The following is a 20,897-nucleotide window of genomic DNA, read 5'->3' as shown; positions in this document are numbered from 1 at the left end:
TGATAAAGCAAAGACGCACCCACGGCGCGCCGACCAATGCTACAGAATGCCTGCCACAGCGGCACAACCGCTTTTTCAGGCTTTTATTGCAAAGTGTGTTGCTCGATGAATTCCAGCGGCTGCATTCCCTCGCGGCTCACCAGTCGATTGAGTTCGACCCGTGGCAAACGAACGGCCAGCAAACAAGTGCCTTCTTCGTCGTGTTCTTCTTTCTGTACGGCACCCAGTTCGAAGAACTGTGCACGCAGTCGAGCAAAACGCTGCGGCAAGCGCAAGGTGCCAACGAACAAATCGCCGCCCAGCAACTCGGCAATCGCCTGCTCAAGCAATTCCAGGCCGCTGCCATCGCGTGCCGAAAGCCAGACCCGCTGGGGCTTGCCGTCTGCGTCGCGCTGGATTTGCGGCTCGACCCCCTCGAGCAAATCGAGTTTGTTATAGACCTCGAGGATCGGCAAGTCCTGGGCACCAATCTCGCCCAATACCACCATGACCTGCTCGATCTGCAACATCCGATCAGGCTCGGCCGCATCGATCACGTGCAGCAGCAAGTCGGAATTGCTCGACTCTTCGAGCGTAGACCGAAATGCCTCGACCAGCTTGTGCGGCAGATGACGAATGAAACCCACGGTATCGGCCAGGACGATCGGCCCCAGGTCGTCCAGCTCCAGGCGGCGCAGGGTCGGGTCGAGGGTGGCGAACAGCTGGTCGGCAGCGTACACGTCCGATTTGGTCACGTTGTTGAACAACGTGGATTTACCGGCGTTGGTATAGCCCACCAGGGAGACAGTAGGGACATCCGCTCGGGTACGGCCACGTCGCGATTGCTCGCGCTGGCTACGCACCTTTTCCAGGCGACCCTTGATCTGACGCAGGCGAACCCGCAGCAGGCGTCGGTCGGTTTCGAGCTGGGTTTCACCCGGGCCGCGCATGCCGATACCACCACCTTGACGCTCAAGGTGAGTCCAGCCGCGAACCAGGCGCGTGCTCATGTGGTCAAGCTGGGCCAGTTCGACCTGGAGCTTGCCTTCATGGGTACGGGCACGTTGGGCGAAAATATCGAGAATCAGACCGGTGCGGTCGATCACGCGACACTCGAACACACGTTCGAGGTTACGTTCCTGACTGGGCGTGAGGATGTGATTGAAGATCACCAGATCGGCTTCTTCGGTACGGACCAGGTCGCGCAGTTCCTCGACCTTGCCGCTGCCAATCAGAAATTTGGCGGTTGGCCGATGACGCGGCACGCTGAAAAACGCGACGGTCTCGGCGCCAGCCGAATTTGCCAGTTCCTGAAACTCCTGCGGATCTTCGCGCGCCTCAGGGTCCTGTCCATCCAAGTGAACGAGGATCACTCGCTCACCACCACCGTGGCGCTCAAAGAACAAAGGAGACTCCTATCAGGCGTTACCTGGCTCAGCGTCACCCTGTTCGGATTCGGATGCGCTTGGCAGACGAATTGGACGAACCGGTACCACTGTCGAGATAGCGTGCTTGTAGACCATCTGGCTGACGGTGTTCTTCAGCAGGATGACGAACTGGTCGAACGATTCGATCGTGCCTTGCAGCTTGATCCCGTTGACCAGATAGATGGAAACCCCAACTTTCTCTTTACGTAAAGTATTCAAGTAAGGGTCTTGTAGCGAATGCCCTTTTGACATGTGTCGCACTCCTTTAAGGATTCAATAATAAAAAAATAGGTAAACAGAAAGCTTTCAGCCGTCACACCCCCAAGGATAGACGGCAATTGCAGGGACTCAGCTCAATATGGAGACCGATCCCAAGTATTTCAAGGCGCGTGGCAGATTGTCGCAATCGAGACTGTCCAACCAGTGCAGGTCGGTCCAACTGCGCAACCAGGTGAACTGACGCTTGGCCAATTGGCGCGTGGCGATGATTCCACGCTCCTGCATCTCGGCTGGCGTCAGCTTGCCATCCAGGTAATCCCAGACTTGTCGATAACCCACTGCGCGTATAGACGGCAACCCGGCATGCAGGTCACTTCTTTTACGCAGGGCTACGACCTCGTCGATGAATCCCTGTTCCAACATTTGTGTGAATCTTTGTTTAATTCGTTCGTGCAGTACCTGGCGGTTTGCCGGGGCAATGGCCAAGTTTGCGACAGTATAGGGCAATTGTGGGCGCCCCGAAGCGCCTGCTTCAGTACTTTGCGCAGATTGTCGTGCGCGCAGCTCGGTCATGCTCTGGCCGCTGACCAGATAGACTTCCAGGGCGCGGCTCAATCGCTGCGGATCATTGGGGTGAATTCGCGCGGCAGAGACGGGATCTATCAGCGCCAACTGCTCGTGCAATGCCTGCCAGCCAAGGCGCGCGGCTTCTTCTTCGATGTCGGCGCGAACCTGTGGGTCGGCCGCCGGCATCTCCGCCAGGCCGTCTATCAAGGCCTTGTAATAGAGCATGGTACCGCCCACCAGCAGCGGGATCTTGCCGCGCGCGGTGATATCGGCCATGGCTTCCAGGGCATCACGGCGAAAATCGGCCGCCGAATAGGCCTCGGCCGGGTCGAGAATATCGATCAGCCGATGAGGATGCTCGGCCAGTAATTCTTTTGAAGGCTTGGCGGTGCCGATGTCCATGCCCCGGTAGACCAAAGCCGAATCGACGCTGATCAGCTCGCACGGCAGGACCTTGGTCAGCTCGATCGCCAGGTCGGTCTTGCCCGCAGCGGTCGGGCCCATCAGGAATATCGCTGGAGGAAGTGGGCTCATCAGCGACCGCGCAGAAACAGTTTGTCCAGATCGTCCAGCCCCAATTGGGTCCAGGTCGGTCGGCCATGGTTGCATTGACCACTGCGTTCGGTGCTTTCCATGTCACGCAGCAGACCGTTCATTTCCGGCAGGGCCAGACGCCGGTTGGCGCGCACTGCGCCGTGGCAGGCCATGGTCCCGAGCAGTTCGTTGAGGTGCGCCTGGATACGGTCGCTGGTGCCGTACTCCATCAGGTCGGCGAGCACATCCTGCACCAGGCGATTGGCCTCGGCCTGCTTGAGCAGCGCCGGAATCTGGCGGATTGCCAACGTTTCCGGACCGAGCCGCTGCAGTTCGAAGCCCAGGCGCTGGAACCAACTGACGTGCTCTTCGGCGCAATCGGCTTCGCGCTGGCTGACGGCGAGCGATTCCGGGACCAGCAATGGCTGGCCGCTCAAGCCTTCACTGGCCATCGCCACTTTCAGGCGCTCGTACATGATCCGCTCATGGGCCGCGTGCATGTCCACCAACACCAGCCCCTGAGCGTTTTCCGCAAGGATATAAATGCCCTTGAGTTGCGCCAGGGCGTAGCCCAACGGTGGAATGTCATCCTGACCGGCCGGCAACGCCGTTGCGTTGGCCTCGGGCAGCGGCGCAAAGAACTCGCGATAGGCGGCCCGGGCTTCCGCTACTGGCACGCCGGAAGATTGCGGACGCGGGCTGTACTGGTACTGAAAGCCGGCGCCGGCAGCCGAACCCGCTGCCTGGGTGGTATTAAAGGATGGCTGGGCCTGCGGCTGCTCGAGCAGCGCATTGGCCGCCAGGCGCATTTCGCCTTGCGGGCCGAACTCGCCCGCTTCCAGGCCGGTCGGGCGCACCATGCCGGTGACCGCCGCTGGCGCCGCCAACTGGTCTTCCGGACGGACATCACCCAGGGCCCGGTGCAGCGTGCCATAGAGAAAATCGTGGACCATGCGCCCGTCACGGAAGCGCACTTCGTGCTTGGTGGGGTGCACGTTGACGTCGACTGCCGCCGGGTCGACTTCGAAAAACAGCGCGAAAGTCGGGTGCCGGCCATTGAACAGCACATCGCGATAGGCCTGGCGCACCGCATGGGCCACCAGCTTGTCGCGCACCGCACGGCCGTTGACGAAGAAATACTGCAGGTCAGCCTGGCTGCGGTTGAACGTCGGCAAGCCAACCCATCCCCATAAATGCAGGCCATTGCGCTCGATTTCGATCGGCAGCGCCTGCTCCAGGAAACCCGCGCCACAAATCGCCGCTACTCGCCGAGCACGGGCTGCGTCATCGTGGGCCTCGTGCAGGCTGAGGATGGTCTTGCCGTTGTGCCGCAGGTGGAACGCCACGTCGAAGCGCGCCAGGGCCAGGCGCTTGATCACTTCTTGCAGGTGATCGAATTCGGTTTTTTCGGTCTTGAGAAACTTGCGCCGCGCGGGCGTGTTGAAGAACAGGTCACGCACTTCCACCGAGGTGCCCACCGGATGGGCGGCCGGCTGGACCCGGCTGGCCATTTCACGGCCTTCGGTTTCCACCTGCCAGGCCTGATCGGCATCCCGGGTGCGCGAGGTCAGGGTCAGGCGCGACACGGAACTGATGGATGCCAGCGCCTCACCGCGAAAGCCCAGGCTCATCACCTGTTCGAGGTCTTCAAGGTTGCGGATCTTGCTCGTGGCGTGCCGGGCCAGGGCCAGCGGCAAGTCGTCGGCGGGGATGCCGCGACCGTCGTCACGCACCCGCAGCAACTTGACGCCGCCCTGCTCAACATCCACATCGATGCGCCTGGCGCCGGAATCGAGGCTGTTCTCCAGCAACTCCTTGATCACCGAGGCCGGGCGCTCGACCACTTCGCCGGCGGCGATCTGGTTCGCCAGGCGCGGGCTGAGCAGCTCGATGCGCGCGCCGCTGTTCAGGGGCTCGCTCATTCCTTGGCCGCCAGTTCGGAGCCCGGGATGTTCAGGTGTTGACCGATTTTCAGTTCATCACTTTGCAGGCTATTGGCGCTGCGCAGCGTCGCTGCGGACACCTGGTAGCGCACGGCGATCATCGCCAGGGTTTCGCCAGGACGCACGGTATGGTCACGCGGTCCCTGGGCGATTTTCCCGGAGTCGCGCAGCCAGGCAATGTAGGTGCCCGGCGGTGGGTTCTGCTGGAAGAACTGCCGCACACCACTGCTGATCGAACGCGCCAGCGCTTGCTGGTGGCTGGCAGCTGCCAGTTTCGAGGCTTCGTTGGCGTTGGAGATGAACCCGGTTTCCACCAGGATCGACGGGATATCCGGGGATTTCAGCACCATGAAGCCGGCTTGCTCGACGCGCTGTTTGTGCAGCGGCGTGACTCGACCAATGTTGCTCAGGACTTTCTGCCCGACGTTCAGGCTGGAGGTCAGCGAGGCCGTCATCGACAGGTCGAGCAGAACGCCGGCGAGCATGCGGTCCTTGTCATCGAGGCTGACGTTGCCGGCACCGCCGATCAGGTCGGAACGGTTTTCACTGTCGGCCAGCCAACGTGCGGTCTCGGAGGTGGCGCCACGGTCGGACAGGGCAAATACCGAAGCACCGAACGCGGCCTTCGACGGTGCGGCGTCGGCGTGGATCGAGACGAACAGGTCGGCGCCCTTCTTGCGGGCGATTTCGGTACGACCGCGCAACGGAATGAAATAGTCGCCAGTACGGGTCAGTTCGGCGCGGAAACCTTTCATGCCGTTGACCTGGCGCTGTAGCTCGCGGGCAATGGCCAGCACCACGTCTTTCTCACGCTGGCCGCGGGAGCCGGAAGCGCCCGGGTCTTCGCCACCGTGACCGGCGTCGATGACCACGATGATGTCGCGTTTGCCTGCCGGGGCTGGTGGCAATTTGATCGCGGGTTCGGTCGGCGTCACGGGCACGGCCGGTACGGTCGCCACGCTGGGGGTCGGTACTGGCGCAGGTGCGGCATCGGCCGGGTTGTCGAACAGGTCGACCACCAGGCGGTTGCCGTACTGAGCGTTGGGCGGCAACACGAAGCTTTTCGGGGTCACGGCCTTTTTCAGGTCGATGACCACCCGCAGGTCGGTTGGCGTGCGCTGCGCCGAGCGCATGGCGGTAATCGGCGTGTTGGCAGTGGCCACGTTCAGCGGCGCACCCAGCACGGCGCCGTTGATGTCGATCACCAGGCGATCCGGGGCCGTCAGGGTAAAGACGCTGTGCTGGACGGTGCCCGACAGGTCGAACACCAGTCGCGTGTTGTCCGGCGCCCGCCACAGGCGAACACTGTTGACCTTGGTCGCGGCCATGGCATCAACGGCCACCGCCGTAAGCAGCATTCCCACGACAGCAACCAACGCGCGAAAGCGCATACCTAACCCCATCATTTATTTGATTTCCGATGCCAAAGCGGCACACCAGGCCTCGCCACGCGACCCCTGGGATAAAATTGTCAGCGAACGCCCGCTGTCTTGCGGGCTAATGGTAATGGTCAGGTCGGGCTTTGGCAAAAAGCCTGCACCTTTATCGGGCCACTCGATGAGGCACAGGGCATCATCTTCGAAGTAATCGCGGATACCGAGGAATTCCAGCTCTTCCGGATCGACCAACCGATACAAATCAAAATGGAAGGCACGAACCTCGCCGATCTCGTAAGGCTCGACCAAGGTAAAGGTCGGACTTTTTACCGCACCGCTATGGCCCAGGCCACGAATGATGCCCCGTGACAGCGTGGTCTTGCCCATCCCGAGATTGCCTTCCAGGAAGATCAGGCCATGCCCTGCGGTGACACGGGCGATGCGTGCACCGAAGTCGCTCATGGCTTGTTCATCCGCCAGGTACAGGGTTACTTCTGACACGGTGCTTGCTCCTCCAACAACTGACGAATGACGGGAATCAAATCACTGGCCGCCAGCCCACGCCCCAGCCGGCCTTCACGCTCGCCCGCCACGGCGTGCAGCCAGACACCCAGCGTTGCCGCTTCAAATGCATTCATGCCCTGGGCCAGCAAGGCCCCGAGCAGACCACTCAGCACATCGCCGAGACCGGCACTGGCCATGGCCGGATGCCCTTTGTCGCAGCGATAGACCCGCCCGTCCGGACTGGCGATCAGACTGCCAGCGCCTTTCAAGACCGTGACGGCGGCAAAGCGCTGGCTCAACGCGCGCGCCACGCTAAGGCGATCAGCCTGAACCTCAGCTGTCGAAATTCCCAATAAACGAGCGGCCTCACCCGGATGCGGCGTGATCACGCAGTCCTTGGGCAGGCTCACCCCGCCCTGGGCCAGCAGGTTCAGGGCATCGGCATCCCAGACTTGCGGCAACGGCGCATTCGCCGCCGCCGACAACAGACTGCGACCCCAGGCGCCCTGCCCCAGCCCCGGACCGACCACCAGCACCGAAGCCTGATCCAGCAGGCCCATCAACTGGTTGGCAGACGAAGTGCCCAGCGCCATCACTTCCGGCAACCGCGCCAGGGCTGCCGGCACATGCTCGCTGCGAGTCGCCAGTGACACCAGGCCAGCACCGCTGCGCAAGGCGCTTTGGGCGCTGAGCAGGATCGCACCGCCAAAACCGCGATCACCGCCGATCAACAGGACATGACCGAACTGGCCTTTATGGGCGTGCGCAGAGCGTGGAGCCAGTGTCGGCAAATGAGCGGCGTCCAGTAACTGAACGTCGGGTAAATCGTGTTTTGTCTGCGGCATGCGTCTTCAGGCTCCGATGTCTGGCAGAATTATACGCATCTCAGCTCCGGTTTCTCTTGTCCCATGCCTGCTATTACTACAGACCTCCCCGCTCTCGCCCAATCGATCAAGGACTGGGGACGCGAGCTGGGCTTTCAACAAGTCGGCATCAGTGGCCTGGACCTGGGCGAGCATGAACAACACCTGGAGCGCTGGCTGGAAGCCGGCTACCACGGCGAAATGGACTACATGGGCGCTCACGGCAGCAAGCGCTCACATCCCGAGGAACTGGTACCCGGCACGTTGCGCGTGGTTTCCCTGCGCATGGACTACCTGGCCGGCGACAGCAAAATGGCGCAAGTCCTGGCCCAGCCGGAAAAAGCCTACGTGTCCCGTTATGCCTTGGGCCGCGATTATCACAAATTGATCCGTAAACGCGTGCAGCAACTGGCGGACAAGATTCAGGCGCACATCGGCCCCTTCGGTTTCCGCGCCTTCGTCGACAGCGCGCCGGTCCTGGAAAAAGCCATTGCCGAGCAAGCCGGCCTGGGTTGGATCGGTAAAAACACCCTGGTCCTGAATCGCAAGGCCGGCAGTTACTTCTTCCTCGCCGAGCTGTTCGTCGACCTGCCCCTGCCGGTCGACCCGCCCCATGCCACCGAACATTGCGGTCGCTGCAGCGCCTGTCTGGATATCTGCCCGACCAATGCTTTTGTCGGCCCCTACGTGCTCGACGCCCGACGCTGCATTTCCTACCTGACCATCGAACTCAAGGGCGCCATCCCCGAAGACCTGCGACCACTGATCGGCAATCGCGTGTTCGGTTGCGACGACTGTCAGATCGTCTGCCCGTGGAACCGCTTCGCCCGTCCGTCCGGCGAAAGCGACTTCACCCCACGGCACAATCTGGATAACGCAGAACTGGCGGTGCTTTTCCTATGGGACGAGGAGACATTCCTCAGCAGCACCGAAGGTTCGCCCTTGCGCCGCACCGGGTACGAAAACTGGCTGCGCAACCTGGCGGTGGGTCTGGGCAATGCGCCCTCGAGCATTCCGGTGCTGGAAGCCTTGAAAGCCCGCGCCGACCACCCGTCCGAACTGGTCCGCGAGCATGTGGCCTGGGCCCTCAAGCAGCACGGCATGCAGTAACGCGAGCGTCCGTCAGGCCTGGTCGTTGTAGACGAACTTGGGCATTTCCCAGTGAAAGCGGATCGCCAGCAAGCGCAGCAGAAAACCGCCAAACAGGGTGATCAGGATCGCTTGCTCGCCCGGCAACTGCAGGTAAATGCAGAACATGTAGCACCAGGCAGCGGCAAACGAGACGCTGGCGTACAGCTCGCGGCGGAAGATCAAGGGAATGTCGTTGCAGAAGATGTCGCGCAGGATGCCACCGAAGACCCCGGTGATCACCCCGCTGACGGAGGCCACCAGCATGCCATGGCCCATTTCCAGCGCCGTCATGCAGCCGATCAGGGTAAACGCCACCAACCCCACGGCATCCAGCACCAGGAACAATGAGCGCAGGTGACGCATCCAGCGTGCGGTGAACACCGTGATCATCGCCGCCACGGAGGTCAGCACCAGGTACTCAGGGTGCTTGACCCAGGTCAGCGGGTAATGGCCCAGCAATACATCACGTACCGAACCACCGCCCAGCGCGGTGATGCAGGCGATCAACACCACACCAAACCAATCCATCCCGCGACGCCCGGCAGACAGCGCGCCGGTCATGGCTTCAGCAGTAATGGCAATCAGGTAAAGCATCAACAACATGGCGGCGGTCCTGGCAGGAAGGCGCGCAGTCTACTCAGAACACCCGAGCACCAAAAGGGGGCAGCGCGTGAAATAGCCGCCCTTCTTTATATAAGTGGATCAAGCCTTGATGAAATGCTTGCGGTAATGCTGCAGTTCGGCGATCGACTCACGGATGTCGTCCAGCGCCAGGTGCGTGCTGCCTTTCTTGAAGCTGTCGCGTACGTCCGGCGCCCATCGAGCTGCCAGCTCCTTGAGTGTCGAGACGTCAAGGTTGCGGTAGTGGAAATAGCTTTCCAGGGATTTCATGTGGGTATAAAGGAAGCGGCGGTCCTGGCAGATGCTGTTGCCACAGATCGGCGACTTGCCCTTGGGCACCCACTGCTCGAGAAACGCGATGGTCTGGGCCTCGGCCTCGGCCATGCTGATCTTGCTCTCGCGCACGCGCTGGGTCAGGCCGGAACCGCCGTGCTGACGGGTGTTCCACTCATCCATGCCGGCGAGGATCGCGTCGCTGTGATGGATGGCGATCACCGGACCTTCGGCCAGGGTGTTGAGGTTGCTGTCGGTGACGATGGTCGCCATTTCGATGATGACGTCGGTGTCCGGGTTCAGACCGGTCATTTCCAGGTCGATCCAGATCAGATTCTGCGGGTTTTGCATGTGTCGGCTCCTCGGCGTAGTTGCGCAGTTTAGCCTAGGCGACTGCGCGGGCGTGCTAAACTCGCGACCGTTTTACCTAATCGCTGCATTATCAACACGGAACACCCATGGCCAAACGCCAACTCAATCGTCGTCAAAACTGGCGCATCGAAAAGATTCAGGGCGAGCGCGCAGCCCGCGCCGCCAAACGCGAATCCTCCGCCGTCGAAGCGCTGGAAGGTGGGGACCTGGGCCCCGAACAGACGGGCCTGGTGATTGCGCACTTCGGCGTGCAGGTCGAAGTCGAAGCCCGTGACGGCGAATTGGCCGGCCAGGTATTCCGCTGTCACTTGCGCGCCAACCTGCCAGCGCTGGTGACCGGTGACCAGGTGGTCTGGCGTGCCGGCAACCAGGGCATCGGGGTCATCGTCGCCCAGCTACCGCGCCACACCGAACTGTGTCGCCCGGACAGCCGTGGCCAGCTCAAGCCGGTGGCGGCCAACGTCGACATGATCGTGATCGTCTTCGCCCCGCTGCCCGAGCCCCATGCCAACCTGATCGACCGCTACCTGGTGGCCGCCGAACACGCCGGCATTCGCCCGTTGCTGTTGCTCAACAAGTTCGACCTGATCGACGAGCACAACGCGCCCGCACTGAATGCCCTGCTGGAGGTGTACCGCACCCTCGGCTACCCGGTGCTGGAAGTTTCGGCGCATCACGGCAATGGCATGCAAACCCTGCAGGAACAGCTGGACGGGCGTATCAGCGTGTTCGTCGGCCAGTCCGGTGTCGGTAAGTCGTCGCTGGTCAACAGCCTGCTGCCGGACGTCGAAACCCGTGTCGGCCCGCTGTCCGAGCTGTCCGGCCAAGGCACCCACACCACGACCACCGCGCGCCTGTTTCACTTCCCCGGTGGCGGTGAGCTGATTGACTCCCCGGGCATCCGCGAATTCGGCCTCGGCCACGTCAGCCGTCACGACGTCGAGGCCGGTTTTATCGAGTTCAACGACTTGATTGGCACCTGCCGTTTCCGCGACTGCAAGCACGACCGCGAGCCAGGTTGCGCCCTGCTCAAGGCCCTGGAAGACGGCCGCGTGCAGCAACAGCGGATGAACAGCTATCGCTCGATCATCGCCAGCCTGCCCGAAACCAGCTACTGATCAGACGATCTGGCACGGACGCAGGTGTCCGTGCCAGGTAAAAACCTTCTGTAAGAATTTTTTCCTTCTAGCGAAGGAATCGTCTCTTTGCGCTCGGCCGCCTTGCTGCCCCGGGCCCTTCTCCTACAGTCAGTCCCACTTCGCGCTCAAGGGACTCACTCAATGCCTGTATTCATCAGCTACCGCCACATGGATCGCCCGCACGCCATCCTCATCAACAATCGCCTGATGCAGGCGAACATCCAGACCTGCCTGGAGGTCCTGGACCCGGAATCCCAGACCACCGACGACATGACCGGCTTGATCACCCGCAATATCGGCGAATGCAGTCACTTGCTGGCGCTGGCCAGCGACAAGTCTGCGCAGTCCTGGTGGCTGCCGTTTGCCCTGGGCGAGGCGACTATCTGCAATCGGCGTATCTGCACCTTCAAGACCGGCGCCAGTGAACTGCCCGGCTACCTCGACAAATGGCCCCGCCTGGCAAAAATCGCCGATCTCGACTTCTTCATCGATGCCTACCGCAACGAACAGACACTCCGTCGCTCACTGAACCTGGACGCGGATATCGACAACGAGTGGCTGCACACCAGCAACAAAACCAATGCCGAACGCTTCCACAACGAACTCAAGGCGCGCATCCGCCGCGGTTTCTAAGAGGCAGAAAAAAGCCGACATTGCTGTCGGCTTTTTCTCACTGTTTCGGCGGCTCGGCCGGCTTGGGCGCGGGATCGTCGAACAGGTTCAAACGCTCGCGCAACTCATGGGCCGGCAATGGTTGCTGGTCGGCCGGCAGGGCATGGGGATCGGCCGGCACTTCGCCTGGCGCACCCTGGCCCTGGGTCGGCGCAGGAGCAGGAGCAGGCTCGGCACCTTGCTCGCCTTCGATGGCGCGCTGGGCTTTCTTGGTCAGCACGACAATGTCGATGCGCCGGTTGACCGGGTTGAACGGGTTCTCCCGATCGAACAACGCCGACGAGGCATAGCCCACCACCCGCGCCACCTGGGCCTCGGGATAGCTGCCGGCGACCAAGGCTCGACGGGCGGCGTTGGCGCGATTGGACGACAGCTCCCAGTTGCCGAAATCGCCCGAGCCGGTGTACGGCTTGGCATCGGTGTGGCCGCTGATGCTGATCTTGTTCGGCACCGCCTTGATGGTGTCGGCCATGGCCAGCAGGATGTCTTCGAAGTACGGTTTCAGGCGTGCGCTGCCGGAATCGAACATCGGCCGGTTTTCCGAATCGATGATCTGGATGCGCAGGCCGTCCGGGGTGATCTCGAACAGAATCTGGTCCTTGAACTTCTGCAGTTGCGGATTTTCTTCGACCTTGTTCTGCAATTCCTGCAGCAACAGCTCGAGGCGCTCCTGCTCGACCTGCTCGGCCATGCCTTCGACCTGATCGGTATCGACCGTGACCTTGTCCGGCTGCGGCTGGAACTTGGCTTCCGGGTTGAGGGTCTGGTCGGGCGCCAGTTCCGGTGAACCACCCAGGTCAATGACGTAGGGTGTGCCGCTCTCGGTGAAGCCGATCGGATCCTTGAAATAACCGGCGATGGCGATCTTCTGTTCCGGCGTGGCCGTGGACAACAGCCACAGCACCAGGAAGAACGCCATCATCGCCGTGGCGAAGTCAGCGAAGGCGATTTTCCACGCGCCCCCGTGATGCCCGCCAGCAATGCGCTTGACGCGCTTGATGATTATCGGCTGATTGTTTTCCATGACTTAGCGACCGCGAACCGCTTGTTCCAGCTCGGCAAAGCTCGGACGGTGCGCCGGGTACAGCACTTTGCGCCCGAATTCCACCGCCAGCGAGGGCGGCATGCCGGAAGCCGAGGCCACCAGCGACGCCTTGATCGCTTCGTAGGTGTTCAGCTCTTCCTTGGCATCGTGGGCCAGGGAGTGAGCCAATGGGCCGAAGAAACCGTAGGCCGCGAGAATACCGAAGAAGGTACCCACCAGCGCCGCGCCCACGTGCAGGCCGATGGATGCCTGGTCGCCTTCACCCAGCGACGCCATGGTCACCACGATCCCCAGTACCGCCGCAACGATACCGAAGCCGGGCATACCGTCGGCGATGCCGTTCACCGCGTGGGACGGGTGCTCCAGGTCTTCCTTGAGGCTGTAGAGCTCCATGTCGAACAGGCCTTCGAGCTCATGGGGCGCCATGTTGCCGGAGGACATGATGCGCAGGTAATCGCAGACGAAAGCGGTCATGCGCTCGTCCTTGAGAACGGTCGGGTACTTGGCAAAAATCGGGCTGGCAGCGGCGTCTTCAATGTCCGCCTCGATCGCCATCATGCCTTCGCGACGGCTCTTGTTGAGGATCTCGTAGATCAGGCCCAACACCTCCAGGTAGAAGGCGTGGGTAAAGCGCGTGCCGAACATGCTCAGGGATTTCTTGAGCACGTGCTTGGTCATGTAGCCGGGGTTCGCCTGGAGGAATGCACCCAGCGCCGCGCCACCGATGATCATCACCTCGAAGGGTTGGATCAGGGCGGCAATCTTGCCGTGAGAAAGCACGTATCCGCCGAGCACGCTCGCGAATACGACGATGATGCCGATAATTTTAGCCATAGGTAGAAGGTACTTACTTAAGTCGGGTTCAAGGTCATATTCGGAAGTTAAACAATCTCTTCTTCTACTTATCGGCAAAACTGCGCCAGACTATAGCCAGTTATGGCGAAAAGCCAATTTGCCCCCACTCGGGCGTGTTTGAAGTCAACGGTGACCGCGCCCGACCATGGCTAATGCAACCAACTCCACACCTTCCACACTCCAGGACTGGGTCAAGCGTCTCGACAGCGTGATCTTGCCTGTACCGCTGGCCAGCCATGACCGGGTGAGCCGGGCGCTGAACAATCCGCGCAGCTCGTTGCGCGAAATTGCCGACCTGATCCAGGGCAGCCCGGCGCTGGCGCTGAGCGTGATTCGCGAAGCCAACCGGCATGTCAGCAGCAGCCTCACCGAGCCCTGCGAAAACCTCGAGGTGGCGATCACCCGTCTTGGCCTCAAGCGCACCGCGCAACTGCTCGCCCGCCTGCCCGCCGTCCCGCAGAACGAAATCCCGCCGGCGCTGCGCAAGCTGCAGATGATCAGCCAGCACGCCTCGCAACAGGCCAATGGCTTTTTCGCCAGTCGCCTGGCGCGTTTGTGGCAGGACATCCATTGGGGCAGCCTGCTGTTCCTGGCACCGCTGTGGCCGTTGGCGCTCAGCGACCCGCAACGCCTGGAAGACTGGGAGCGCCGGGTTATCCACAACGGCGAGGCGGCGCACAAGGTTGAAAAAGAGCTGTTCGGCGTGCACCTGCTGGAGCTGTGCCAGACCCTGGTGGAACTGTGGCGCCTGCCGTACTGGGTCGCACAGGGTTATCGGCTGTTGATCAGCGAACAGCGCGAGCTGGCCAAGGTCCTGCTGATCGCGCGAGACGCCGATCACCCCTTGCGCCAACAAAACCGCCTGGACGATGACCCAACCCTGCGCCGCTGGCTCAATCAGCCGGCCAACACCGTATTGCTGGCCAACGGCCTGGCGCTGTCGGCGCAACGCTCCTGGGTCAGTCCGCACACCTTGCGCTGGCAGTTCCTGACCAGTCTGTACCTGCAAATCCCCATGGATGAGGTGCAACAGCAGCAGCATCAGCAGGCCGCGCAGAGCGCGCGCAACCACGCCATGCCCGATATATGGCACCCGGCCGAGGCGCTGCTGTGGCCTTGGGGCAATGCCGACGAACAACGCGACCGTTCGCCCGCCGGGCCAACGGCCGAGGACCTGGCGCAATGGCGCAAACACTGCGCGCAGTTGCTGGCCGAGCCGAGCCCGTTCAGCAACGCCCTGCACCTGACCACCTGCGCCCGCGACGCCCTGGCGGCCTGCGGCCTGCGTCGCGCCGTGCTGCTGATGGCCGATCGCAGCCAGAGCCAGCTACGCGCCCACCAGACTCTCGGCCTCGGTCAGGATGCCGCCGCACTGAATCTGCTGGTCAGCCAGAGCAGCGTCCTGCAACGCCTGCTGGCACAACCGGCACAACTGCGCCTGACACCTGCCAATCACGCGCAGTTCAGCGCCCACCTGCCAGCCAACCTGCGCGAGTTGTTCAGTGGCGAACACCTGCTGCTGCGTTCAGTGGCGATCAATGGCAAGGTGCTCATGGTGCTGGTGGCGGATCAGGGTGGCGGGGCGTTCTCCGACATCACCGTGCAAGCTTTCGGCAAAACCGCGCAATGTCTCGAAAAGGCCCTGCACAGCTTTAGCCACCGCGGCCAATGACGCTGCGCTACAATCCTCCCCTTTGTGCTCTGGAGACCTCACATGTCTGACTTCTCTGGCTTGGCGCTGGTCATCGAACCGAGCGACCTGAGCGCCCGTCTCGACGCCCGCGAATTGATTCTGGTCGACCTGACCAGTAGCGCCCGCTACGCCGAGGGCCATATCCCCGGCGCACGCTTCGTCGACCCAAAGCGCACCCAATTGGGTCAGCCGCCCGCGCCGGGCCTGATGCCGCCGCAAGCAGCGCTCGAAGCCTTGTTCGGCGAACTGGGGCACAACCCGGACGCGGTCTACGTGGTGTACGACGACGAAGGCGGTGGCTGGGCCGGGCGTTTCATCTGGCTGCTGGATGTCATCGGCCACACGCGTTACCACTACCTCGACGGCGGGCTGCTGGCCTGGCTGGCTGAAGGCTTGCCGACCTCCACCGAAGTACCGCCGGCCGTCGGCAGCCCGGTGGCGCTGACCCTGCACGAGGCGCCCACCGCCACTCGCGAGTACCTGCAAAGCCGCCTCGGTGCGGCCGACCTGGCGATCTGGGACGCCCGCGGGCCGCTGGAATATTCCGGCGAAAAAGTCCTGGCCGCCAAAGCCGGACACATCCCCGGCGCGATCAACTTCGAGTGGACCGCCGGCATGGATCAGGCGCGCAACCTGCGGATCCGCCGCGACATGCCGCAGATCCTCGAGCAGCTCGGCATCACCGCTGACAAGGAAATCATTACTCACTGCCAGACCCACCACCGCTCTGGCTTCACTTATCTGGTGGCCAAGGCACTCGGTTATCCGCGGGTCAAAGGCTACGCCGGTTCATGGGGCGAATGGGGCAACCACCCCGATACGCCCGTTGAGATTTAAGGTTTTTAAGGACACCCAATGAAAAATCGCTTGTTCATCATCAGTCAGTACCTGCTGCCTCACCACCTGCTGTCGCGCCTGGCCGGCTGCGTTGCCGAATGCCGCGTGCGCTGGTTCAAGAACGCCTTCACCGCGTGGTTCGCCAAGCGCTATCAGGTGGACATGTCCCAGGCCCTGGTCGAAGACCTGACCGCCTATGAGCACTTCAACGCCTTTTTCACCCGTGCCCTGAAAGACGGCGCGCGGCCGCTGGATCAAACCCCGGGCGCTATCCTCAGCCCGGCCGACGGTGCGGTCAGCCAGCTTGGCCCGATCGAACACGGCCGGGTCTTCCAGGCCAAGGGCCACAGTTTCAGCGTGCTGGAACTGCTCGGCGGTGACGCGGCCAATGCGGCGCCGTTCATGGGCGGTGATTTCGCCACCATCTACCTCTCGCCGAAGGACTACCACCGCGTGCACATGCCGCTGGCCGGCACCCTGCGCGAAATGGTCTACATTCCTGGCCGGATCTTCTCGGTCAACCAGACCACCGCAGAAAACGTACCGGAACTGTTTGCCCGCAACGAGCGCGTGGCGTGCATTTTCGACACCGAGCGCGGGCCGATGGCCGTGGTGCTGGTGGGTGCGATGATCGTCGCCTCGATCGAAACCGTCTGGGCCGGCCTGGTCACGCCACCCAAGCGCGAACTGAAAACCTTCCGCTACGACGAAGCCGCCCGCGCGCCAATCCACCTGGAAAAAGGTGCGGAGCTGGGTCGTTTCAAATTGGGTTCGACGGCTGTCGTGTTGTTTGGCCCGGATCAGGTGCAGTGGTCGCAGGAACTGGCGGCAGGTTCGCCAGTGGTGATGGGCCAGGGGCTGGGTTCGCCGAAGGCTTGATTAACATGTAGGAGCGAGCCTGCTCGCGATGGGGTCATCAGCCCCACCGCATCAACTTCATCGCGAGCAGGCCGCAAGCGGGCGCCCGCTCCTACAAGGGATTTTGGCGTTACAGCTGGCCGTCGCGGTCGCGGAAGCCCAGCAGGTACAGCACGCCATCCAGCCCGAGGGTGGAAATCGCCTGTTTGGCCGACTGCTTCACCAGCGGCTTGGCCCGAAACGCCACGCCCAACCCGGCAATCGCCAGCATCGGCAGATCGTTGGCACCGTCCCCGACCGCAATGGTCTGTTCCAGTCGCAATCCTTCCTTGTGTGCCAGCTCGCGCAGCAGATCAGCCTTGCGTTGCGCGTCGACGATAGGCTCCACCGCCACACCCGTGACCTTGCCGTCGAGCACTTCCAGCTCGTTGGCGAACACGTAGTCGATGCCCAGCTTGGCTTGCAGTTGCTTGGCGAAGTAGGTGAAGCCACCCGACAGGATCGCCGTCTTGTAGCCCAGGCGCTTGAGTTCGGCGAACAGGGTTTCGGCGCCTTCGGTCAGGCGCAATGAGGCGCCGATCGAGTCGAGCACGCTGACATCCAGGCCCTTGAGCAGCGCCAGGCGCTCCTTGAAGCTGGCACGGAAATCGAGCTCGCCGGCCATCGCCCGCTCGGTGATTTCCGAGACCTGCTCGCCGACACCGGCGGCCTTGGCCAATTCGTCGATGACTTCCGCCTCGATCAGCGTCGAGTCCATGTCGAACACCGCCAGGCGACGGTTACGCCGGAACAGCGAATCTTCCTGGAAGGCGATATCGACGTTCAATTCCTGGGCAACGCTGAGGAACTCGGCACGCAGGGCCTGCGGATCGGCGGCTTCGCCACGCACGGAAAACTCGATGCAACCCTTGCCCTTGTCGGCCGGGGTATCCAGCGGCATGCGCCCGGACAGGCGATCGATGTGATCGATGTTCAAGCCGTACTTGGCGGTGATCGAGCTCACGCTCTGCAGTTGCTCGGCGGTCACTTTGCGGGTCAACAAGGTCACGATATGACGTTTTTTGCCCTGGTTGCCGACCCACAGCTGGTAATCCTCTTCGGACACCGGCGTGAAACGCACCTGCTGATCGAGCTTGTAGGCGGTGAACAGGATGTCCTTGAGCACCGACTTGCCTTGTTCGGTGTCGGGAATTTCAACCAGGATGCCGAACGACAGCGTGTCGTGAATCACCGCCTGACCGATGTCGAGAATGTTCACACCACCCTGGGCCAGTACACCGGTAATGGCCGCAGTCAGACCCGGACGGTCGACTCCCGTGATGTTTATCAGGACGATTTCGCGCAAGGCGCACCCCCGCAAGTGGAAAAAAACCGCATTCTACCCACTTTCGGTGACCATCGGGCACAGCGAGCGCTTTGCCGGTCTGGGGGCTATCGCTATACTGCGCTCCAACTCCACGGACAAAAGAGCCGAGCTCAGTGAACCGGCCCACGCCAGTCAAACCCGATAACTTCTTCCTGCTGATCTTCCGTGCACTGCGCCACCGCCGTGTACCGATTGCATTGCGCATCGCCAGCCATAACGTGATCCTGGTCGCCTTGGCCCTGGTGATCTACGCCTGCGTGATGGGTCTGCAGTTCAAGCAGGCCATGCACGAGCAGGCCGATGCCCTTGGCCAGAGCCTGACCACCCAGACGGCGACGTCAGCGACCGAGCTGTTGGTGTCCAACGACATCCTCAGCCTCAACGTCTTGCTGAATAACCTGACGAAGAACCCGTTGGTGGCCCACGCTGCTATTTATAGCGTGGACAACCGGATTCTCGCCGAGGCCGGGCAGCGCCCCAAGCAGAGCCTGCTGGGTGAAACCCAGGGCATGTACGAAAGCAAGATCACCTTTCAGGATGTGAATGCCGGCCAACTGCGCATCAGCCTGGACATGGATCAGTTCGAACAGCCGATGACCATCAGCCTGCAAAGCATGGGCATCCTCAGCGCCATCCTGCTGGCCCTGGCCCTGGCCTTGAGCCTGCGCCTGGGGCGGCACATCTCCACGCCGCTGCTGCAACTGCGCGTGTGGTTGCGCGATATCGACGAACACACCCCGGCCACCCAGCGCCAGGACGAAATTGGCGACCTCGCCCGCCAACTGCACGCCAGTTTTGCGCCGGAGCCAGTGATTCCCGAGCCGGTTGCAGAGCCTGAAGTCGAAGACCTCGACGAAGACGAAGACGATGAGCCGGCGTTCGAAGTGCGCAACCTGCGCGACCCGAGCTTCGACGAAAGCGCCCCGATCCCCGCTGCAAAGGCGGCGCCGCGGCACGTGGTCAAGGCGACTGAGGATGAGTCGGACGAAGACGACGAAGACCCGTTCGCCGATCTTCGCGACAGCGCCACCGCCCCTGTGGTGCTCAAGCCACAAGCCAAGGCCATCGCCTCGACGCAGCCACAGTTCAGCGCCGTACTGGCGGTGCAACTGGGCGCCCAGGAACAATTGCGACGCTTGCCACGGGCGCGCCTGACCGAGCTGCTCGACCGCTACCGCGACTGCCTCGACCAGGCCGCCTCGCTGTATGAAAGCGAGCTGCATACCCTCAACGACGGCAGCACGCTGATGCTGTTCCACACCCAGGACAGCGGTGAGGACTACCTGACCAACGCCATTTGCTGCGGCGAACTGCTGCGTGCACTCGGCCATCAATTGCAGATTGAAGTGGCGGACAGTGGCATCACCCTGCAGCTGCAACTGGGCCTGACCCTGGGCGACGAGCTCCATGGCCTGAGCCAGATCGACCTGCTGCTGACCGAAACCGCCCAGGACGCCCTGGCCTTGTCCCAACACAGCCGCAACCTGCTGCTGGTGGAGCGCAAGATCAACGACGATGCGCTGATCCGCCAACGCGCCCGCATCCGCCCTATCGCCAGCCCGGAAGGTGCCTGCTGCGTCGAACGCCTGATGGAGCCTTATCCGTCGATGCTGGAACGCCAGTTGGCACGCATGCACGAGACCAGCGCCAAGGATTGAGCCAATCGCAGACAACAAAAAGCCCGCATTCGCGGGCTTTTTGTTGTCTGCAGGAGCGAGCTTGCTCGCGAAAAACGTTAACGATGACGCGCGCCTCCTGAATGCGCGCGGCGCCTACAAACTTTCGCGAGCAGGCTCGCTCCTCCAGGTCTGCGAAAATCAGAAGCGGAACACTTCCATATCGGTACGAATCGGTGCCGCCATCGGGATCTTCGGTTGTTTCTCCCGCTCCGCTGGCGCCGTAGGCTTGACCGCTGCCGGCTTGCGTGGCGCTTCGACGATAGCGGGCTGGTTGGCCAGCGGCTTGAGTGCAACCGACAGTTGCTCGGCCAGGCGCTGCAGCAATATGCCTTGCGCCTGAACCTGCGCCGCAGTGCCGCCAGCGTGCTGTTCCTGCAGGTGAATAATGCGGTTGTCGCGAACCTGACCACGACGGTCGATCAAGCGCCACTGTGCATCAAGCACCGCCGGTTGCGACTCGCCCGAATCCAGGCGGGTAATCGACAACAACACCTGAACGTCCGGGGCAAAACCCAGGGTCGCCGGGGCCAGCACGACGCGCTGGCTGTCGAGGTGACCGGCCACCTGACGCAGCAGCAACTGATTGATGTCCGAAGACAGGCTGCCCGCCCAACGACCGTCGGTCGAGGCTTGCAGGCTGCCGTCCGGTTGGCGCTGCAACAGGGTTTCACGCTGCAGGTAATCCGCAATCAACACCGGACCAAGCAAAACCGCCATGCCGGCGCTTTGCGCAGGCTGCGCCGGGCTACCGCTGTCCAGCTGATACAGCGACACCGGTTGATGGGTGCTGCAACCCGCCAGGCCAAGAACGCCGGCGAGCAACAAAATTAGGGGAAAGCGCAGAACAGTCATCATCCCATCCAGGTGAGGAGCATAAGGCCGCTCACTGTGAAAATACTCAATAAATATGAAGAACGCTCGACCACGCCGGCGCTTGAAAGGCC

General features: G+C 62.2%; 20 protein-coding genes. 7 read left to right on the top strand and 13 right to left on the bottom strand.

The features are described from left to right. Nucleotides 1-83: 83 nt before the first annotated feature. The 7 genes from hflX to ACZYR5_RS09415 all read right to left on the bottom strand — a co-directional run bounded on the left by hflX (nt 84) and on the right by ACZYR5_RS09415 (nt 7,394). Nucleotides 84-1,385 carry a ribosome rescue GTPase HflX gene (gene hflX, locus ACZYR5_RS09445; RefSeq protein ID WP_489089376.1) on the bottom strand — a complete coding sequence of 434 codons (1,302 nt, stop codon included), beginning with the start codon at nt 1,383-1,385 and terminating at the stop codon, nt 84-86. 12 nt (nt 1,386-1,397) lie between these two features. Then, nucleotides 1,398-1,658 (bottom strand): RNA chaperone Hfq, encoded by a 261-nt coding sequence (hfq, locus tag ACZYR5_RS09440; protein WP_007921378.1) that lies wholly within the window; start codon nt 1,656-1,658, stop codon nt 1,398-1,400. A 96-nt stretch (nt 1,659-1,754) separates the two neighbouring features. Beyond that, the gene (gene miaA, locus ACZYR5_RS09435; protein WP_489089532.1) at nt 1,755-2,726 is read right to left on the bottom strand and encodes a tRNA (adenosine(37)-N6)-dimethylallyltransferase MiaA; all 972 of its coding nucleotides are present in this window, start codon (nt 2,724-2,726) and stop codon (nt 1,755-1,757) included. Further along, nucleotides 2,726-4,648, bottom strand: a complete 1,923-nt coding sequence (gene mutL / locus ACZYR5_RS09430; RefSeq protein WP_489089375.1) for a DNA mismatch repair endonuclease MutL — start codon at nt 4,646-4,648, stop codon at nt 2,726-2,728. Before mutL ends, miaA begins: the two co-directional genes overlap by 1 nt. Further along, nucleotides 4,645-6,072, bottom strand: a complete 1,428-nt coding sequence (locus ACZYR5_RS09425; protein ID WP_489089531.1) for an N-acetylmuramoyl-L-alanine amidase — start codon at nt 6,070-6,072, stop codon at nt 4,645-4,647. The genes mutL and ACZYR5_RS09425 overlap by 4 nt, the downstream gene beginning before the upstream one ends. Nucleotides 6,073-6,075: 3 nt before the next feature. Continuing rightward, a complete protein-coding gene (gene tsaE, locus ACZYR5_RS09420) occupies nt 6,076-6,546 on the bottom strand; it encodes a tRNA (adenosine(37)-N6)-threonylcarbamoyltransferase complex ATPase subunit type 1 TsaE (protein WP_489089374.1) in 471 nt (156 codons plus the stop codon). Next, nucleotides 6,534-7,394 (bottom strand): NAD(P)H-hydrate dehydratase, encoded by an 861-nt coding sequence (locus ACZYR5_RS09415; RefSeq protein WP_489089373.1) that lies wholly within the window; start codon nt 7,392-7,394, stop codon nt 6,534-6,536. The genes tsaE and ACZYR5_RS09415 overlap by 13 nt, the downstream gene beginning before the upstream one ends. 63 nt (nt 7,395-7,457) lie before the next feature. On the opposite strand from ACZYR5_RS09415, the gene queG reads away from it, so the two are divergent. After that, nucleotides 7,458-8,522, top strand: coding sequence for a tRNA epoxyqueuosine(34) reductase QueG (gene queG, locus ACZYR5_RS09410; protein WP_489089372.1), 1,065 nt, complete (start codon nt 7,458-7,460; stop codon nt 8,520-8,522). A gap of 12 nt (nt 8,523-8,534) precedes the next feature. On the opposite strand, the gene ACZYR5_RS09405 is transcribed toward queG, so the two are convergent. Both ACZYR5_RS09405 and orn read right to left on the bottom strand, forming a co-directional pair. After that, the gene (locus tag ACZYR5_RS09405) at nt 8,535-9,146 is read right to left on the bottom strand and encodes a trimeric intracellular cation channel family protein (RefSeq protein WP_027617524.1); all 612 of its coding nucleotides are present in this window, start codon (nt 9,144-9,146) and stop codon (nt 8,535-8,537) included. Nucleotides 9,147-9,245: 99 nt separating this feature from the next. Further along, the gene (orn, locus tag ACZYR5_RS09400) at nt 9,246-9,788 is read right to left on the bottom strand and encodes an oligoribonuclease (RefSeq protein ID WP_105754010.1); all 543 of its coding nucleotides are present in this window, start codon (nt 9,786-9,788) and stop codon (nt 9,246-9,248) included. A gap of 107 nt (nt 9,789-9,895) precedes the next feature. Here orn and rsgA point away from each other — a divergent pair, with 107 nt between their 5' ends. Next, nucleotides 9,896-10,927: a small ribosomal subunit biogenesis GTPase RsgA gene (gene rsgA / locus ACZYR5_RS09395; protein WP_489089371.1), complete on the top strand. Its 1,032-nt coding sequence runs from the start codon at nt 9,896-9,898 to the stop codon at nt 10,925-10,927. Nucleotides 10,928-11,089: 162 nt separating this feature from the next. Then, a complete protein-coding gene (locus ACZYR5_RS09390; protein ID WP_489089370.1) occupies nt 11,090-11,581 on the top strand; it encodes a toll/interleukin-1 receptor domain-containing protein in 492 nt (163 codons plus the stop codon). A gap of 37 nt (nt 11,582-11,618) precedes the next feature. Here the strand turns inward: ACZYR5_RS09390 and motB are convergent, their stop codons facing one another. Both motB and motA read right to left on the bottom strand, forming a co-directional pair. Continuing rightward, complete coding sequence (gene motB / locus ACZYR5_RS09385; RefSeq protein WP_489089369.1) at nt 11,619-12,644, bottom strand: flagellar motor protein MotB; 1,026 nt, start codon at nt 12,642-12,644, stop codon at nt 11,619-11,621. A 3-nt stretch (nt 12,645-12,647) separates the two neighbouring features. Then, entirely contained in the window at nt 12,648-13,499 is an 852-nt protein-coding gene (gene motA, locus ACZYR5_RS09380; RefSeq protein ID WP_489089368.1) for a flagellar motor stator protein MotA, read from the bottom strand. Nucleotides 13,500-13,665: 166 nt separating this feature from the next. Here motA and ACZYR5_RS09375 point away from each other — a divergent pair, with 166 nt between their 5' ends. From ACZYR5_RS09375 to asd, 3 genes are read left to right on the top strand one after another with little or no spacing between them, the layout of a single operon-like run. Further along, nucleotides 13,666-15,192, top strand: coding sequence for an HDOD domain-containing protein (locus ACZYR5_RS09375; RefSeq protein WP_489089367.1), 1,527 nt, complete (start codon nt 13,666-13,668; stop codon nt 15,190-15,192). Between the two features lie 42 nt (nt 15,193-15,234). Then, nucleotides 15,235-16,050: a thiosulfate sulfurtransferase gene (gene rhdA / locus ACZYR5_RS09370; protein WP_489089366.1), complete on the top strand. Its 816-nt coding sequence runs from the start codon at nt 15,235-15,237 to the stop codon at nt 16,048-16,050. Between the two features lie 18 nt (nt 16,051-16,068). Further along, nucleotides 16,069-16,929: an archaetidylserine decarboxylase gene (gene asd / locus ACZYR5_RS09365; RefSeq protein ID WP_489089365.1), complete on the top strand. Its 861-nt coding sequence runs from the start codon at nt 16,069-16,071 to the stop codon at nt 16,927-16,929. Between the two features lie 109 nt (nt 16,930-17,038). On the opposite strand, the gene serB is transcribed toward asd, so the two are convergent. Then, nucleotides 17,039-18,253 (bottom strand): phosphoserine phosphatase SerB, encoded by a 1,215-nt coding sequence (serB, locus tag ACZYR5_RS09360; RefSeq protein WP_489089364.1) that lies wholly within the window; start codon nt 18,251-18,253, stop codon nt 17,039-17,041. A gap of 134 nt (nt 18,254-18,387) precedes the next feature. Between serB and ACZYR5_RS09355 the strand changes: the two genes are divergently transcribed. Then, nucleotides 18,388-19,932 carry an AhpA/YtjB family protein gene (locus ACZYR5_RS09355; protein WP_489089363.1) on the top strand — a complete coding sequence of 515 codons (1,545 nt, stop codon included), beginning with the start codon at nt 18,388-18,390 and terminating at the stop codon, nt 19,930-19,932. A 159-nt stretch (nt 19,933-20,091) separates the two neighbouring features. Here the strand turns inward: ACZYR5_RS09355 and ACZYR5_RS09350 are convergent, their stop codons facing one another. After that, the gene (locus ACZYR5_RS09350; RefSeq protein ID WP_489089362.1) at nt 20,092-20,805 is read right to left on the bottom strand and encodes a PqiC family protein; all 714 of its coding nucleotides are present in this window, start codon (nt 20,803-20,805) and stop codon (nt 20,092-20,094) included. Nucleotides 20,806-20,897 lie beyond the last annotated feature (92 nt).

The sequence above is a fragment of the Pseudomonas sp. F007 genome (assembly GCF_057814275.1).
The sequence above is the reverse complement of the archived record's forward strand: the minus strand, read 5'-3'. Positions and strand labels throughout refer to the sequence as shown.

Excerpts from the sequence above, each read along its gene's own strand:
- motB (WP_489089369.1), bottom strand. The coding sequence starts at position 12,644 with ATGGAAAACAATCAGCCGATAATCATCAAGCGCGTCAAGCGCATTGCT.
- motA (WP_489089368.1), bottom strand. The coding sequence starts at position 13,499 with ATGGCTAAAATTATCGGCATCATCGTCGTATTCGCGAGCGTGCTCGGC.
- orn (WP_105754010.1), bottom strand. The coding sequence starts at position 9,788 with ATGCAAAACCCGCAGAATCTGATCTGGATCGACCTGGAAATGACCGGT.
- mutL (WP_489089375.1), bottom strand. The coding sequence starts at position 4,648 with ATGAGCGAGCCCCTGAACAGCGGCGCGCGCATCGAGCTGCTCAGCCCG.
- rsgA (WP_489089371.1), top strand. The coding sequence starts at position 9,896 with ATGGCCAAACGCCAACTCAATCGTCGTCAAAACTGGCGCATCGAAAAG.
- ACZYR5_RS09375 (WP_489089367.1), top strand. The coding sequence starts at position 13,666 with ATGGCTAATGCAACCAACTCCACACCTTCCACACTCCAGGACTGGGTC.
- ACZYR5_RS09415 (WP_489089373.1), bottom strand. The coding sequence starts at position 7,394 with ATGCCGCAGACAAAACACGATTTACCCGACGTTCAGTTACTGGACGCC.
- ACZYR5_RS09350 (WP_489089362.1), bottom strand. The coding sequence starts at position 20,805 with ATGACTGTTCTGCGCTTTCCCCTAATTTTGTTGCTCGCCGGCGTTCTT.
- rhdA (WP_489089366.1), top strand. The coding sequence starts at position 15,235 with ATGTCTGACTTCTCTGGCTTGGCGCTGGTCATCGAACCGAGCGACCTG.
- miaA (WP_489089532.1), bottom strand. The coding sequence starts at position 2,726 with ATGAGCCCACTTCCTCCAGCGATATTCCTGATGGGCCCGACCGCTGCG.
- hfq (WP_007921378.1), bottom strand. The coding sequence starts at position 1,658 with ATGTCAAAAGGGCATTCGCTACAAGACCCTTACTTGAATACTTTACGT.
- queG (WP_489089372.1), top strand. The coding sequence starts at position 7,458 with ATGCCTGCTATTACTACAGACCTCCCCGCTCTCGCCCAATCGATCAAG.
- asd (WP_489089365.1), top strand. The coding sequence starts at position 16,069 with ATGAAAAATCGCTTGTTCATCATCAGTCAGTACCTGCTGCCTCACCAC.
- ACZYR5_RS09390 (WP_489089370.1), top strand. The coding sequence starts at position 11,090 with ATGCCTGTATTCATCAGCTACCGCCACATGGATCGCCCGCACGCCATC.
- ACZYR5_RS09425 (WP_489089531.1), bottom strand. The coding sequence starts at position 6,072 with ATGGGGTTAGGTATGCGCTTTCGCGCGTTGGTTGCTGTCGTGGGAATG.
- ACZYR5_RS09405 (WP_027617524.1), bottom strand. The coding sequence starts at position 9,146 with ATGTTGTTGATGCTTTACCTGATTGCCATTACTGCTGAAGCCATGACC.